Raw genomic sequence first — 14,624 nt, 5'->3', positions numbered from 1 at the left:
GCAGTGGTTAGCAGGATTAAGCACAAAAGGAGTTTATTGAGACACCCATTGGTAAATTTTGCGACGAAAAAACAAAATTGAGCCATGTTCAAGTTAACCTGACACAGAATTATGAATAACCTCGACCGTTCGTAACATGGCCGCTCTTTCATATCCAGGTGATCACGGCATTTCCATTTCCGTATGCAGTAGATGTCACGGTCGAGCATTTGAAATTAGCAATGAGAGTATGGGTTGAGTTTTAAAGACAAACCCATTTATAAACCTTGGCTGCCACTCAGCAGCTATCTTTAGAGCAATCTCAATCACTATTCGCTTGAGGGGAAGCCGAAAGCAGATTATGTTGTTGATTTAAAATGACAGATAGAATTATTGGTTGCCATTTTCAATGGCTAAAGGCGTGTAGTAACTGAAATGGATAACTTTGACTATAAATTGGGTACGTTAAACGGGATACTCACGGGGCTATCCTATGTAAACAATAAAGCGAATCACGGCTATACGTTTGAAATCACTAAAATTGATGCATCAAAACCATTAGAGATTGCAACGGAAAATTATCTTAAGGTTTTTTATAAGGATGCCACGGTTAGCTTTAGTGAAGTCATAGACTGGCGTAGTGAGATCAACGCAGCACTTCATACTTGGCTTTTTTCCTATCTCCTACCTACAACACAGGCCGGTTGCGGCTCAGCTTTTACTTCTCTTAAGGATGTCGATAACGCCTTTTCAATGTCCATAAAAAGCTTTAGAGACGAATTTATCAAACAGATAAGTGATCAACTTGATGCGCTGCTAGAGGTCAAAAGGGTTTTAGCTGTTTCATTGATAACGGATGAATGGTACGAGATGGAATGGGTTGATTTTGCTATCGAGGGCAGGAAAGGAGTTGTATTTATTCACTTGGGCGTTTCTGATTGATCTCCTTTAAATTTGCTTCACAGGATCAGGTTAAATATCCCTATGAGCACTTAACTTATCCATGCAGTTAAAGCGAAGGATACACTTGCGGTTAAGCGCATTATTGCCAATGGCGCTGATCTTGAAGGCGTTGACGAGAATGGGATGACGGCACTGTTGCATGCCTGTGAGCTACAGTCTTTTGAACTGCTCAAACTACTTGTGGATGCAGGGGCCAACGTGAATCATCCAAATGCGCTGGGGTATCGTCCGCTCGATATTGCTTACTGGCAAGGAGAGTTTCGCATGGGATGCTATACCGCTGAGAGTCAGCGTATGCTGAGCTATTTAAGCCGCCATGGCGGTAAATCCTTTAGCTAGATATCAAAACCTAAAACTAAAAGCCAGATAAACAAAAATCGCGTTAGACTCAGCTGTACTAGCTGTGCCTAACGCGATTTTCTATTCCACTTATCGCTTAATCACCAAAGTCATCGAGCAGGATATTTTCAGGCTCAACCCCTAGGCTTTCGAGCATACGGATCACCGAGGAGTTCATAATTGGAGGACCGCACATGTAGTACTCACAATCCTCAGGTGCCTTATGATGTTTAAGGTAATTTTCGTAAATCACATTATGGATAAAGCCTGTGTAACCCGTCCAGTTATCCTCAGGTAGCGGCTCCGACAGCGCCACATGCCAGACAAAGTTGTCATTTTCAGCCGCTAATGCATCGAAATCTTGTTGGTAAAACACCTCACGGGTCGAACGGGCACCGTACCAGAAGCTCATCTTACGCTTGGTCTTTTTACTCTTTAGCTGATCGAAAATATGTGAGCGCATCGGTGCCATGCCCGCACCACCGCCGATAAATACCATTTCCGCATCGGTATCCTTCACAAAGAACTCACCGAATGGGCCAGAAATGGTCACCTTATCCCCCGCCTTGAGGTTAAAGATATAAGAAGACATCTTACCCGGTGGCACATTGGCTGAAGGTGGCGTCGCAATCCGCACGTTAAGCATAATGCGACCCTTTTCATCGGGATAGTTCGCCATTGAATAGGCGCGCAGCACGTCTTCATTGACGGTGGAGACTAAGTCGAACAGGCCGTATTTTTCCCAATCGTCGCGGTACTTAGCCGGAATATCAAAATCGGCATACTTCACCACATGGGCTGGCGCTTCAATTTGGATATAACCACCCGCCTTAAAGTGTACGTCTTCACCTTCGGGCAGTTTTAGCAATAACTCTTTGATAAAGGTGGCCTTGTTATCGTTTGAGATCACCTCACATTGCCACTTCTTCACGCCAAAGATTTCTTCCTCTAGCTCAAGTTCCATATCGGTTTTCACCGCCACTTGGCAGGCGAGACGACAACCTTCTTTGGCTTCTTTTTTAGTGATATGCCCTTGTTCTGTCGGCAGAATATCACCGCCGCCCGATTTAACTTTCACCCGGCACTGGCCGCAAGTACCGCCGCCGCCACAGGCCGAGGGAATAAAAATATTCTTGCTCGCTAAGGCGCCAAGCAGTTTGTCGCCTGCGGCAACTTTAATGCTTTTCTCGGCATCGTCGTTAATCCCGATAGTGATCTCACCAGTAGTCACTAATTTCTTTTTGGCGATAAGGATTACTATCACCAGTAGGCACACCACTAAGGTGAACATGCCTATGCCTATTGCCATTTCCATTCGATAACCCTTTTTCTAAACAGAATGCGGTTTCACTTTCTCAGCCACGCGTTACAGCGAGATCCCCGAGAAAGACATAAAGCCAAGTGCCATCAACCCTGTGGTAATAAAGGTGATACCAATCCCCTGTAAGCCTTCGGGAATCGCATGAAACTTCATCCGCTCACGCAGCCCTGCCAGCATCACGATCGCCAGCGCCCAACCCGTGCCCGAGCCCATGGCAAACACCGCAGATTCTGCAAAGTTGTAATCACGGTTAGCCATAAAGATCACCCCGGCAAAAATCGCACAGTTTACGGTGAGCAGTGGCAGGAAGATCCCGAGGGAGTCATACAGGCTTGGAATGTATTTATCTAAAAACATTTCAAGGATTTGCACTAAGGCCGCAATCACACCGATAAAGGTGATCAGTTGCAGGTAACTTAAGTCGATGCCTGGCATACCCGCCCAAGCCAATGCGCCCGGTGCTAACACCTTCACATAGATCAGTTGGTTTAACGGAACGGCTAAGGTCATCACCACGATAACCGCAATGCCTAAGCCGAAGGCGGTCGACACCTTTTTAGACACGGCTAAGAAGGTACACATACCGAGGAAGAACGACAGCGCCATGTTGTCTAAGAATGTGGCCTGTAAAAACAGATTAATATAGTGTTCCATATCCGCTCCTTAACCGCGTTTACGCTGGATCACGTTAATGCTCCAGATCAGCAGGCCAATCAGGAAGAAGGCGCTTGGTGGCAACTTAAACATCTCGTTAGGTAAGTACCAGCCGCCGTTTTCAACCGTAGTCAACACGCTATGACCAAACAGATTGCCTGTGCCTAACAGCTCACGCACAAAGGCCACACTGATCAGCACCAAGCCATAACCCGCCGCGTTCCCCACGGCATCGACCACGGCTAAGTGAGGTGGATACTTCATCGCAAAGGCTTCTGCGCGGCCCATGATGATACAGTTAGTGATAATTAATCCAACGAATACAGAGAGTTGCTTAGACAGCTCGTAAGCCACATCCTGCAACACCATATCGACAATAATCACCAAGGAGGCAATGACCGTCATCTGGGCAATAATCCGCACACTGTTAGGGATAAAGTTGCGAATGGCGGAGATGATAAGGTTAGAGAACACCAGAACGAAGGTCACCGCCAGTGTCATCACCACGGCCGTCTGCATGGAGTTACTCACCGCCAGCGCCGAACATACGCCCAGCACTTGCATCGCCACTGGGTTATTGGCAAATACAGGGCCTGCTAGCATGTCCCGCATGGATAAACTGTTGCTCATTTTGCACCTCCCAACTCACCTTGCTCAGCCGATGCTTTTAATTGGTTGAAGAAGGTTTGGAAACCCTCGACGCCAAACCAAAACTCCATTGCGCGTTGCACGCCACGGCCAGTCATGGTCGCGCCACTCACAGCATCAACACCGTGCACATCGCCCTCTTTGGCGCCGCCTTTCACGAGGCGCATCGCAAACTTGCCTTTTTCATCAAAGAGTTGTTTACCCTTCCACAGGGATAACCAATGTGGGTCAGTCACAAAGTCGCCGATACCTGGGGTTTCACCGTGCTCGTAAACCACCATGCCTTTAATGGTATTAAAGTCAGGCTCGACGGCCACGTAACCGTAGATCATCGACCACAGCCCTTTACCGTAGAAAGGCACGACCACGCTTGATAACTTGCCGCTGTCATCGAACACCTTAAACACGCGGGCATCGTTGGCGCGGGTCTTGATTTTGGCGATATCCTTTTTAGGGGCGCTTGAGGTTTCTGGGTTAATCGCCGCCATGCGCTCGTCAAAGTCGAGTACATTGGCATCCGAGTCCACTTTGCCTGTGTCGAGATTAATCAATAATGGCTTAACGGATTTAGCAAAAATCTCTCTAAACTCATTGCCTTGGCCAATATTTACATCGGCCGCCATCAACACATAACGTTGTAACTCATCGCGTTTTTTTGCGAGCTTACGCTCTTTCAATACGCCTGCGGTGCCGGTGATCATAAAGGAGCACAAAAGGCAGAGCGTGATGGTGAAGATCATGGTCCCCACCACAGTATCTTTCTTAAATACCATGACGTTTTACTCTCCGTTTAATGTTGGCACGGGCCACCAGATAATCGAACAGCGGCGCCCACAGGTTCGCGAACAGGATGGCTAACATCACGCCTTCTGGCATTTTGGGGTTAGCCACACGGATAAGGATTGTCATAAAACCAATCAGCGCGCCGTAGGCAAACTTGCCTTGGCGGGTATAAGAGGTCGTTACCGGATCGGTCGCCATAAACATCATCGCGATAGCAAAACCGCCCGTGACTAAGTGCCATGTCCAAGGCATTGCCATCATTTGGTTTGTGCTTGAACCAATAACATTGAACAAGGTTGCAGTGGCAATCATGCCCAACATCACACCCACCACGATGCGCCAGTCGGCTAAACGGGTGATAAGCAGTAATAGCCCACCGAGCAACGCGGCGAGCGTGCTGGTTTCACCAATCGCGCCTACGGTGAAGCCGAAGAAATTACTCCACCAGTTCGGATCGCTAAAGGCGCTGTACCAAGCGTAATCGGCAAATTGCAACTTACCAGCAGCGGCTTGTGCTAAGGCTGTCGCGCCAGAAAAACCATCTACGGCAACCAGTTGCTTAACGGTTGACACTTCAGAAGGGTAGGCAAAATAGATAAAGGCCAAACCTGCTAATGCAGGGTTAAGGAAGTTGTATCCCATACCACCAAACAGCTCTTTGGCAATCACTACCCCAAAGCTAATCCCCATCACTACCAACCAGAGTGGAATCGAAACGGGTAAAATCAGCGTAAATAACAAGGCTGTGACGAAGAAGCCTTCGTGCAATTCTTGACGGCGCACCTTGGCAAACACCACTTCCCAGAACAGGCTGGTCAGCAAGGCCGTTAAGTAAATCGGCAGATAAAAACTTAAGCCATAGAGGAACAGGCCAATCACGCCCGTCTCGGCACTTAAGCCACCGCTTAAGGCATTAAACAGCGCGAGTTTCCAGGTATCTGGCGTGGTTAAGCCGCTTGCTAGTGCGAGCTGAGCCTGTAAGCCTACGTTATATAAGCCAAATAAAATGGCGGGTAATAAACAAAGGCCCACTAAGGTCATGGTACGTTTTACGTCAATGGCGTCACGTACGTGTACTTGTCCCTTAGTGCTGCGACCACTGGCGATCACCAATGAGCGCACAAAGCCCTTCATCGATTTCCCCGTGGCGTAGTAGTCTTCCTGTAAATCAGGTTTTTTAGGTTGTGTCGTCATTAACCTTCCCTCTCGATAACATCTAGACAGGCACGTAACTCTTTACCGAAGTCATACTTGCCGGGGCACACAAAGGTACACAGGGCTAAATCTTCTTCATCTAACTCCAATGCGCCTAAGGCCTGCGCCTCATCGGTATCTCGCACTACTAAGTCACGCACTAGCAGAGTGGGTAAAATATCTAATGGCATAACGCGATCGAGCTGACCAAAGGCCATCATGGCGCGGTGAGAACCGCCCTGATGAGTGGTAAATTCGAAGGACTTGGTCAGGCCAAATAAACGGGAAGTTACCGCACGGGTGATAGAAAACTTATCCGAGCCGCCACGCACCCAAGGCAATACTTGGTGCTGCGCATCTTCGGCGAGCACTGATACTTGATTGTGGAAGCGACCTAAAAAGTCATGCACGCCCCTCGCAGTATGGCCTGATAACACTGAGCCTGATACCACACGGTTGTTACCGGGTTTCACTTCGTCGGCCACTAAGGCGCTCAGCTCAGCACCTAACTGAGTGCGCAGTAAACGCGGGTTAAGCACACTCGGGCCACCCAGCGCCACCACGCGGTCGGTATAAAGCTCACCGCTTTGGAACAGCTTGCCGTAGGCGATAACGTCTTGATAGCCGATATGCCACACCTGACGTTCAATGCTGACGGGTAAGGTAAAGTGAATGTGAGTCCCGGCTAATCCGGCAGGATGTACCCCAGTAAAACGGCGCACTTCAACCTTAGGCAAATCAGCACCGACTAAGGCTTCGCCTTTATCTTGGCAGAGGTAAACCTTGCCTTCGGTTAAATGACTTAGTACCGCTAAGCCCGCCTTAAAGGCATCGCGCTGCTCAGCAATAATCAACCGAGGATCGGCGGCGAGTGGATTGGTATCCATCGCCGTCACGAAAATGCCTGCGGGTTTGCTATCGAGTGCGGGAACGCGGGAGAAAGGACGGGTACGCAGCGCAGTCCACAGGCCGCTATTAACCAGTTGCGCTTTAACCACATCCGCGGATAGAGCCTGTAAATCGGTGTGAATATCGAAACGGATCTGCTCATCGGCGTCTAAGCCATTGCAGCGGATCACCACGGACTGCAACACCCTACGCTCACCACGGTGGATTGCAACAATCTCACCACTGGCGGGAGCGGTAAACAGCACGCCCTTTGTTTTTTTATCTTCAAACAAAGGTTGGCCTTTTTTGACCTTATCGCCGACTTCCACCAACATCGTCGGTTTTAAGCCAACATACTCCTCACCCAACAGAGCCACTTGGGATGGCCTGTTACCGGGTTCGATGATCTGCCTAGGCTCACCCGAAATCGGCAAGTCGAGGCCTTTTTTGATCGTTATAACTTGGTTTGAAAAATCTGCCATCACAAATATCAACCATGAAAATTTTTAGATAAATTTAGGGTAGATGTTTGTTAACAGATAATCCGATATTGGCGTCACATTCCGCCGCAATTTCGTAAGTAATATACGTAAATTCGCGCCATTTTGTGACATAGATTCACATCGATTACAGCCTAAAGTTGCAAATGTAGTTTTATAACAAATAATTCATAATTCCTGCATTTCTGATTTAGTTTTGACTTAACTAGATAAAAACTGACAAAAATCTCCCCTTTCAGCCCAGAATTAACACAAAGGTTCAAAACCTTGAGTCAGTGATGAATTCATGTGCAATCCAATCTGCGCGCTCCGCAATCCTGCTGCAACGCCCGGCTTTAAAGCATTGGTTATTTTTACTGCAGTAAAATGTTTGACGCCCTATTAACCTTTGCTTTACAGCAAAAGCTTGATAGCCTCGGACTAAGATAGTTTCCGTAGGAGAAATAGATGGAATACAGACGCATACCGCATTCTAATCTCGAGGTGAGCAAAATCTGTTTAGGCACTATGACTTGGGGTGAACAAAATACCCAAGCCGAAGCCTTCGCACAGCTAGACTACGCCATCGGCAGTGGCATCAACTTTATTGACACTGCGGAAATGTACCCTGTGCCGCCTAAGCCGGAAACCCAAGGGGAAACCGAGCGCATTTTGGGCCAATACATTAAGGCCCGAGGCAACCGTGATGACCTAGTGATCGCCACTAAAATTGCCGCACCCGGCGGCAAGAGTGACTATATTCGCAAAAATATGGCGCTGGACTGGAACAATATCCATCAAGCGGTCGATGCCTCACTCGAACGCCTGCAAATCGATACTATCGATCTCTACCAAGTACATTGGCCAGACCGCAATACCAACTTCTTCGGGGAATTATTTTACGACGAGCAAGAGATTGAGCAGCAAACGCCAATCCTCGAGACCCTAGAAGCCCTCGCCGAAGTCATTCGCCAAGGTAAAGTGCGCTATATCGGCGTATCGAACGAAACCCCTTGGGGACTGATGAAGTACCTGCAACTGGCGGAAAAACACGGCCTGCCACGCATTGTTACCGTGCAAAACCCCTATAACCTGCTCAATCGCAGCTTTGAAGTGGGCATGAGTGAAATCAGCCACCGCGAAGAGCTTCCACTGCTGGCCTACTCGCCCTTGGCCTTTGGAGCCTTAAGCGGTAAATATTGCAATAACCAATGGCCAGAAGGCGCGCGCTTAACCCTGTTTAAACGCTTCGCCCGTTACACTGGATCGCAAATAGCACTCGATGCCACAGCGGCCTACGTAGACTTAGCCAGCGAGTTTAATCTCTCCCCCGCGCAAATGGCGTTAGCCTTTGTTAACTCGCGTAAATTTGTTGGCTCAAACATCATTGGTGCCACAGACTTATACCAACTGAAAGAGAATATCGACAGCTTAAAGGTCAGCCTCTCCCCCGAGTTACTCAGCCGTCTCAATGCACTCTCAGATCAATTTAGATTGCCCTGTCCTTAGCTCTTAAAAGAGCGCTAACAATGAGCTGTTAAATTGAGTTTTTAAACAAGCCTCTAAAGTGAGTGGCCAAAGTGCCACTCACTTGAGCCACAGATTGATTGCCTATCACAGCGGTACCCTGACCGCAGCGATAGCCATTACAATAGCGGTCTATAAGACAGCAAAAGTCGAGAAATCCAGATGAAACAAGCCATTGTCCATATTGCACTCGTCGTAAGAGATTACGATGAGGCGATTGATTTTTATGTCAATAAACTCAAATTCGAATTGATTGAAGACAGCTATCAACCCGAGCAAGATAAACGTTGGGTCGTGGTCGCTCCGCCCAATTCTAGTGGCACCGCCTTATTGTTAGCCAAGGCTTCTAAGCCGGAGCAAGAACCCTTTATCGGTAATCAAGCCGGCGGCCGTGTGTTTCTGTTCTTAAATACCGATGATTTTTGGCGCGATTATCACCATATGCAATCCATTGGGATCCGCTTTATTCGTGAGCCGCAGGAGCAGGATTACGGCACCGTTGCCGTATTCGAAGACCTCTATGGCAACCGTTGGGATTTATTGCAATTAAGCCCTAATCATCCCATGGCCAAAAGATGCCAATAACAGTGCAAAAGACTGAGCCGATAGCCAAGTAAAAAACAGAAGAAGCGTTAACTAAGTGACGCTGCGAGTAGCAGCTAAGTGCTTATCTAATTGAATAACCAATTGAATTAACCACGCAACTTGATGATAATCGCTTGGCTATTTAATCGCGTTATTCTTCACTTAGGAGTTGAAATGGATTTCCCTCAGTTTACCTATCACCCTCATCCCCTCGATACTGGCGCCGTGATCTCAAGCGATGCGACCTGCGAATGCTGCGGCCAAGCACGGGGATTTATCTGCAGCTCAGGAATGTATTGCAGGGACAATGTTGAAGCAATATGCCCTTGGTGCGTTGCCGATGGTAGCGCCGCAGACAAATTTAATGGCCATTTTGTCGACGATTATCCGCTACTCGACGCGGGGCTGGATATCGCCATAGTGAAGGAAGTGGCGGAAAGAACGCCGGGGTATGCCTCATGGCAACAGGAAGTCTGGCAGTCCCATTGTAACGATGCCTGCGAGTTTCATGGCGATGCCGAACTCGCCGATTTACAAGCCTTGCAAGGCGAAGCTTTAGAAGACTTTTTAGCCGAATACCTGCCAAACCATGACCTATGGCAAAAACTCTTATCTAACTACCAAAAGGGTGGCAACCCGGCCATTTACAAGTTTAAGTGCCGCCACTGCCAGCAAGCGATTTTTACCTTAGATTGCCACTGAACCAGTTTTATAACTAAAAGTTAACTAGACTCGGTCAATGTAAATCAATTAAGGTCAGTTTGTGGATTAGATAAGGCTAAAGCGAATGGGCCTGCATCAGCAACTCAGGTTGCCTGACGCAGGCGCAGGCTTTAGCTTATTTCAACAGGGATACGCGCTTCCCGATAAGACTAACGGCTGAACCTTAACCAATAACAATAATGGCTTATCATCAATTTCGGACTCATAAAAAGTGGCCTTGGTTGCTGCTCAGTGTATGGCTACTGGTTACCCAGTGCTTTGCGCTGACCCATTACACCGAACACAGTCTGGAACATGAACACACCCATTGTATTGTCTGCGATTTTGGCCATGATACCAGTGCAAGTCCGGCATCTATGCCCGTGCTACCACTGGATCTGCAACATGCCGATCATCGTGCCACCGCCGCCTATCAAGCCCCCAACTTAGCCCACATCCGCCATGTTAATGCGCGCGCCCCTCCCTTTTAGAAAGCAAATTCAAAAACTTAAAAATTAATTTTTTGCTTATCTACAAGGAAAGGCACAATGAAACTTGCACTATCTTCAATAGCGCTTGCGGTCGCGAGCGTGTGTTCATCGGCTATGGCCGCAGAGCTTCAAGGCCAAGTCACTGATCAACAAGGTAACGCGCTCGCCAATGCCCGCGTCAGTGTTGACGGCGGTAACAGCACGACCACGAATGCCCAAGGCCAGTATCAACTCAAGCTTGCCGATAATAGTCACCTGCACCTACACGTGAGTCATGCGAATTTTAAACATAGCGATCAAGAGATTAGCTCAACGACAGGCATGCTCATTCAAGATGTGACGCTGAGCCAAACCCCGATGGAAAATATTGTGGTAACCGCCTCGCCCCTCGCCCGCTCGGCCCTCGAAAGCACTACGCCCATCAGCGTATTGACCGAGGATCAACTCAAACTCAACACCGAACCCACCTTGGGCGACACCTTAGAAAAACTCCCCGGCGTACAGGCCTCTCACTTTGGTGCGGGCGCCAGTCGGCCGATTATCCGCGGCATGGGCGGCCCCAGAGTACAAGTGCTTGAAAATGGCCTGTCGGTTGGCGATGCCTCTACCGTATCGGCAGATCATGCCGTGACCTCCGAGGCCGCCTCGGCACAGCAAATTGAAATTCTTCGCGGTCCGGGCACCCTACTCTATGGCAATGGCGCCATCGGCGGTGTCGTCAATGTGGTTGATAGCCGCTACAGCGAAACCCCAATCGATGAAGTGACAGGGCACTTTGGCGCTCGCTACGACAGTGCCAATCATGGCCAAACCTACAATGGCGAACTCAACGGCGGTAATGGCCAGTTCAACTGGCATCTGGATGGCACCCACAGAAAAACCGAAGATGTCGACATTCCCGGTAATGCCATTGCCGATATGCCGACCACCCACGGCACCTTAGCCAATAGCCAACTCAAACTCGATGATTACGCCGCAGGCGTTGGTTATACGGGGGATTCGGGTTTTGTTAGTGTCTCCGGCGCTCGCACCGAATCCAACTACGGCATCCCCAGCCGTGGTGAGGCCGATGCACCCAATATCACCATCGACTTACAGAAAACCGCTTGGCAATTACATAGCGGGCTACTCGACCCCTTTGCTGGTTTTAGTAAGTTAAAATTCGACGCTGCCTATAGCGATTATCAACACGCCGAGGAAGAAGATGGCATTGCTGGCACCACCTTTTTTAACAAGCAGAGCGAAGCACGTTTAAGCCTAAACAATCATCCTTGGGGCGAATGGCAAGGTACTCTGGGATTACATGCGGTGCACCGTGACTTTGCGGTGGAAGGCGACGAAGCCCTGACCCCCGACAGTAAAACGGACACTCTCGCCGCCTTTATCGTGCAAGAACGTAAGCTGGGGGATTTTCGCTTTGAACTCGGCGGTCGCCTCGAGCATTACCGCCTCGCGCCCGAGAGCATGCAGCTCGACACGCTTAATGGTGAACAAGAGTATCAACCTAATGATTTAACTGATAATAATGTGACGCTGTCGGCAGGCGTGGTGTGGGACTTTAGTCCATCATACAACCTAGGGCTGTCACTCACCCGCGCCGAACGCTCAGCCACCGCCGAAGAGCTTTACAGCTACGGGCCACACGATGCCACTCAAAGCTTTGAGCTAGGGTCGCAATTTAGCCTAGATAATGGCCAAATCGTTGCCAACAGCGGCAGTAACGATAAGGAAATCGCCAACAATATCGACCTCACGCTGCGTAAGCTGGACGGTGCATGGACAGGTTCACTCAGCCTCGCCTATAACCGAGTCAACAACTTCTACTATGAGCGCAATACTGGACTGGTTGCCTCGGATCTGGTCAATAGCGATGAAGAAGGCGATATGCCGGTTTATCAATATACTCAAGGCGATGCGGATCTTTATTCCATAGAGGCGCAGGCAACGATTCCATTTAATGATCTATGGTCACTCGGGCTCTTTAGCGACTACACCCGCGGCAAACTCGTCGATGGCGGTAACTTACCGCAAATATCGCCGATGCGTGTCGGCTCGACATTAAACTTCGATCTGCAGCAGTGGCACGCAGAGTTAGGCGCCATAGGCTATGCCCGCCAAACCGACACCGCCGACAATGAGACCGAAACCGCAGGCTATGCCCTAGTGAATGCGGCCGCCACCTATCGCTGGTACACCTCAAGCGGCGATATTTTGGTTTATCTCAAAGGTACCAACCTGCTTAATCAGGAGGCCCGCCCCCATACTTCCCTACTCAAGGATTATGCACCGTTAATGGGGCGCAACCTGATGCTGGGAGTCACCTATAACTTCTAACCCCAGGCCATAAACCAAAAAGCGAAGCCATTTGGCTTCGCTTTTTAATCACTGAACTGCGGGTTATTTCATTAACCACGCGCGGTAGGATTTACCTTTAATGCGGCCGCTGGTGATTTTGCTCAGCGCCTTTTTAGCGACTTTGCGATTCACCGCCACATAGGCACGGTAGTCGGTTACAAGGATTTTGCCGACCTGCGAGCCTTCGATACCATTCTCTCCCGTGAGGGCACCGAGGATATCGCCGGGGCGAAGCTTCTCTTTTTTACCGCCATCGATTTGCAGGGTGATCATGGTTGGCGCATTGGGCGCTGTGCCGAGCAAACTTAATGATGGCAAGGCTTCGCTCTGAATATCACGCTCTAAATACTCTTCTAACAGGGCAATCTTGTAGCCGTCTTGATCGTCAAAGAAGGTAAAGGCTGCGCCCTTACTGCCCGCACGGCCGGTACGGCCAATACGGTGAATATGCACTTCGGTATCATAGGCCACGTGGTAGTTAAATACCGCGTCCAGTGCATCGATATCTAAACCACGGGCAGCCACGTCGGTCGCCACCAACACACAGGCACTCTTGTTGGCAAATTGCAGCAGGGTTTCATCCCGGTCGCGCTGTTCTAAATCCCCATGTAGGGCGATAACGCTAAAGCCAGCATCACTTAGTTCATCGGCCACTTTTTGGGTTTCGCGCTTGGTATTACAAAACACCACGGCGCTCTCGGGCTTACGATCCAGCAGCAATAATTGCAGCGCCTGCATGCGCGCCTTGTCGTCATCCAAGTGGTAGAAATGCTGCTCGATGGTGCTCTTTTCGTGGGTCACGGCCACTTTCACCATCACTGGGTCGTACATAATTTGCTTAGCAATCGACTGAATTTGCTCGGGGAAGGTCGCACTAAACAGCAGGGTTTGGCGCTCGCGTGGCGACTGCTCGATAATCGCATCGAGCTGTGGCTGAAAGCCCATTTCCAGCATACGGTCGGCTTCGTCCAAGACGAGCATACTTAAGTTGCTTAAATCTAAACGGTTACGTTCTAAGTGATCGACAATCCGCCCTGGCGTTCCGACGATAATGTGGGCGCCATGCTCGAGCGAACCAATTTGCGGCCCCATGGGCACGCCGCCACAGAGGGTAAGCACTTTTACGTTGTGGATACCACGTGCCAGTGTGCGGATCTCCTGCGCCACTTGGTCAGCCAGTTCGCGGGTTGGACACAGCACTAAGGTTTGAATGCGAAAACGCTTCACATCTAACTTGTTCAACAGACCTAAACCGAAGGCCGCCGTTTTACCCGAGCCAGTCTTACCCTGACCAATCACATCCTCGCCCGCTAAAATGGCTGGCAGACTCTGCGCCTGAATCGGCGTCATTTCGTGATAGCCCATAGTGGTAAGGTTCTCAAGCAGTTCGGGTTTTAGCTTAAGAGTCGAGAAAGCCATTGAAGGCTGAGTGTCTGAATTGCTCAAGGCGAATATCCTGTGGTGGGTAACCCGCGCTGGCATAAACTCAGGCAAGTCACTGAAATTGCATAGTGTTACTGATTAAATACGCTTATCGCTTCGGGGCGTTTAGCCATTCGTGCAATCAGTCTAAGTTGGCAACTTGCCGTGCTCAGTCTTATCCGCACCATCCCAAAGCTCGGCTATTGTAGCAATAAAGCGCGCCCTTTTCCTGAAGTCTTTCTCTTAACCCCCAAAGCAGGCTTTATTGCCTACTTTAAAGAGAGTCATTAATAA

The 14,624-nt window shown here is 49.3% G+C and carries 14 protein-coding genes; 7 read left to right on the top strand and 7 right to left on the bottom strand.

The window, feature by feature from the left end; all coding sequences use genetic code 11:
* Positions 1-414 precede the first annotated feature (414 nt).
* Entirely contained in the window at positions 415-921 is a 507-nt protein-coding gene (locus B5P39_RS01845; RefSeq protein ID WP_254915669.1) for a hypothetical protein, read from the top strand.
* A gap of 57 nt (positions 922-978) precedes the next feature.
* Entirely contained in the window at positions 979-1,281 is a 303-nt protein-coding gene (locus B5P39_RS01840; protein ID WP_254915678.1) for an ankyrin repeat domain-containing protein, read from the top strand.
* Positions 1,282-1,378: 97 nt separating this feature from the next.
* On the opposite strand, the gene nqrF is transcribed toward B5P39_RS01840, so the two are convergent.
* The 6 genes from nqrF to B5P39_RS01810 are packed head-to-tail and all read right to left on the bottom strand — an operon-like array spanning position 1,379 to position 7,251.
* Entirely contained in the window at positions 1,379-2,596 is a 1,218-nt protein-coding gene (gene nqrF, locus B5P39_RS01835; RefSeq protein ID WP_011718172.1) for an NADH:ubiquinone reductase (Na(+)-transporting) subunit F, read from the bottom strand.
* A gap of 51 nt (positions 2,597-2,647) precedes the next feature.
* On the bottom strand, positions 2,648-3,256 hold the full coding sequence (gene nqrE, locus B5P39_RS01830; RefSeq protein WP_088210251.1) for an NADH:ubiquinone reductase (Na(+)-transporting) subunit E: 609 nt from the start codon (positions 3,254-3,256) through the stop codon (positions 2,648-2,650).
* A 9-nt stretch (positions 3,257-3,265) separates the two neighbouring features.
* On the bottom strand, positions 3,266-3,886 hold the full coding sequence (locus B5P39_RS01825; protein ID WP_011071186.1) for an NADH:ubiquinone reductase (Na(+)-transporting) subunit D: 621 nt from the start codon (positions 3,884-3,886) through the stop codon (positions 3,266-3,268).
* Entirely contained in the window at positions 3,883-4,677 is a 795-nt protein-coding gene (locus B5P39_RS01820; RefSeq protein ID WP_088210250.1) for a Na(+)-translocating NADH-quinone reductase subunit C, read from the bottom strand. Before B5P39_RS01820 ends, B5P39_RS01825 begins: the two co-directional genes overlap by 4 nt.
* Positions 4,667-5,881, bottom strand: a complete 1,215-nt coding sequence (locus B5P39_RS01815; RefSeq protein WP_088210249.1) for an NADH:ubiquinone reductase (Na(+)-transporting) subunit B — start codon at positions 5,879-5,881, stop codon at positions 4,667-4,669. Before B5P39_RS01815 ends, B5P39_RS01820 begins: the two co-directional genes overlap by 11 nt.
* Complete coding sequence (locus B5P39_RS01810; RefSeq protein WP_088210248.1) at positions 5,881-7,251, bottom strand: Na(+)-translocating NADH-quinone reductase subunit A; 1,371 nt, start codon at positions 7,249-7,251, stop codon at positions 5,881-5,883. Before B5P39_RS01810 ends, B5P39_RS01815 begins: the two co-directional genes overlap by 1 nt.
* Before the next feature lie 465 nt (positions 7,252-7,716).
* Between B5P39_RS01810 and B5P39_RS01805 the strand changes: the two genes are divergently transcribed.
* The 5 genes from B5P39_RS01805 to B5P39_RS01785 all read left to right on the top strand — a co-directional run bounded on the left by B5P39_RS01805 (position 7,717) and on the right by B5P39_RS01785 (position 12,887).
* On the top strand, positions 7,717-8,757 hold the full coding sequence (locus B5P39_RS01805) for an NADP(H)-dependent aldo-keto reductase (protein ID WP_088210247.1): 1,041 nt from the start codon (positions 7,717-7,719) through the stop codon (positions 8,755-8,757).
* Between the two features lie 180 nt (positions 8,758-8,937).
* Entirely contained in the window at positions 8,938-9,360 is a 423-nt protein-coding gene (locus tag B5P39_RS01800) for a VOC family protein (RefSeq protein ID WP_088210246.1), read from the top strand.
* A 174-nt stretch (positions 9,361-9,534) separates the two neighbouring features.
* Positions 9,535-10,062 (top strand): CbrC family protein, encoded by a 528-nt coding sequence (locus tag B5P39_RS01795; RefSeq protein WP_088210245.1) that lies wholly within the window; start codon positions 9,535-9,537, stop codon positions 10,060-10,062.
* 242 nt (positions 10,063-10,304) lie between these two features.
* Positions 10,305-10,553, top strand: a complete 249-nt coding sequence (locus B5P39_RS01790; RefSeq protein ID WP_254915668.1) for a hypothetical protein — start codon at positions 10,305-10,307, stop codon at positions 10,551-10,553.
* A gap of 57 nt (positions 10,554-10,610) precedes the next feature.
* Positions 10,611-12,887 (top strand): TonB-dependent receptor, encoded by a 2,277-nt coding sequence (locus B5P39_RS01785; RefSeq protein ID WP_088210243.1) that lies wholly within the window; start codon positions 10,611-10,613, stop codon positions 12,885-12,887.
* A gap of 63 nt (positions 12,888-12,950) precedes the next feature.
* Here B5P39_RS01785 and dbpA read toward each other — a convergent pair whose 3' ends face one another.
* Complete coding sequence (gene dbpA, locus B5P39_RS01780) at positions 12,951-14,327, bottom strand: ATP-dependent RNA helicase DbpA (protein WP_088210242.1); 1,377 nt, start codon at positions 14,325-14,327, stop codon at positions 12,951-12,953.
* Positions 14,328-14,624: the final 297 nt, after the last annotated feature.

This window comes from Shewanella sp. Shew256 (assembly GCF_002196695.1).
GTDB lineage: Bacteria > Pseudomonadota > Gammaproteobacteria > Enterobacterales > Shewanellaceae > Shewanella > Shewanella mangrovisoli.
Note: the sequence above shows the minus strand (reverse complement) of the source record. Positions and strands in the feature narration are given on the sequence as shown.

Coding starts and splice junctions, on each gene's coding strand:
- B5P39_RS01820 (WP_088210250.1), bottom strand. CDS start 4,677: ATGGTATTTAAGAAAGATACTGTGGTGGGGACCATGATCTTCACCATC.
- B5P39_RS01805 (WP_088210247.1), top strand. CDS start 7,717: ATGGAATACAGACGCATACCGCATTCTAATCTCGAGGTGAGCAAAATC.
- nqrE (WP_088210251.1), bottom strand. CDS start 3,256: ATGGAACACTATATTAATCTGTTTTTACAGGCCACATTCTTAGACAAC.
- B5P39_RS01795 (WP_088210245.1), top strand. CDS start 9,535: ATGGATTTCCCTCAGTTTACCTATCACCCTCATCCCCTCGATACTGGC.
- B5P39_RS01845 (WP_254915669.1), top strand. CDS start 415: ATGGATAACTTTGACTATAAATTGGGTACGTTAAACGGGATACTCACG.
- B5P39_RS01825 (WP_011071186.1), bottom strand. CDS start 3,886: ATGAGCAACAGTTTATCCATGCGGGACATGCTAGCAGGCCCTGTATTT.
- B5P39_RS01785 (WP_088210243.1), top strand. CDS start 10,611: ATGAAACTTGCACTATCTTCAATAGCGCTTGCGGTCGCGAGCGTGTGT.
- B5P39_RS01800 (WP_088210246.1), top strand. CDS start 8,938: ATGAAACAAGCCATTGTCCATATTGCACTCGTCGTAAGAGATTACGAT.
- nqrF (WP_011718172.1), bottom strand. CDS start 2,596: ATGGAAATGGCAATAGGCATAGGCATGTTCACCTTAGTGGTGTGCCTA.
- B5P39_RS01815 (WP_088210249.1), bottom strand. CDS start 5,881: ATGACGACACAACCTAAAAAACCTGATTTACAGGAAGACTACTACGCC.
- B5P39_RS01810 (WP_088210248.1), bottom strand. CDS start 7,251: ATGGCAGATTTTTCAAACCAAGTTATAACGATCAAAAAAGGCCTCGAC.
- dbpA (WP_088210242.1), bottom strand. CDS start 14,327: ATGGCTTTCTCGACTCTTAAGCTAAAACCCGAACTGCTTGAGAACCTT.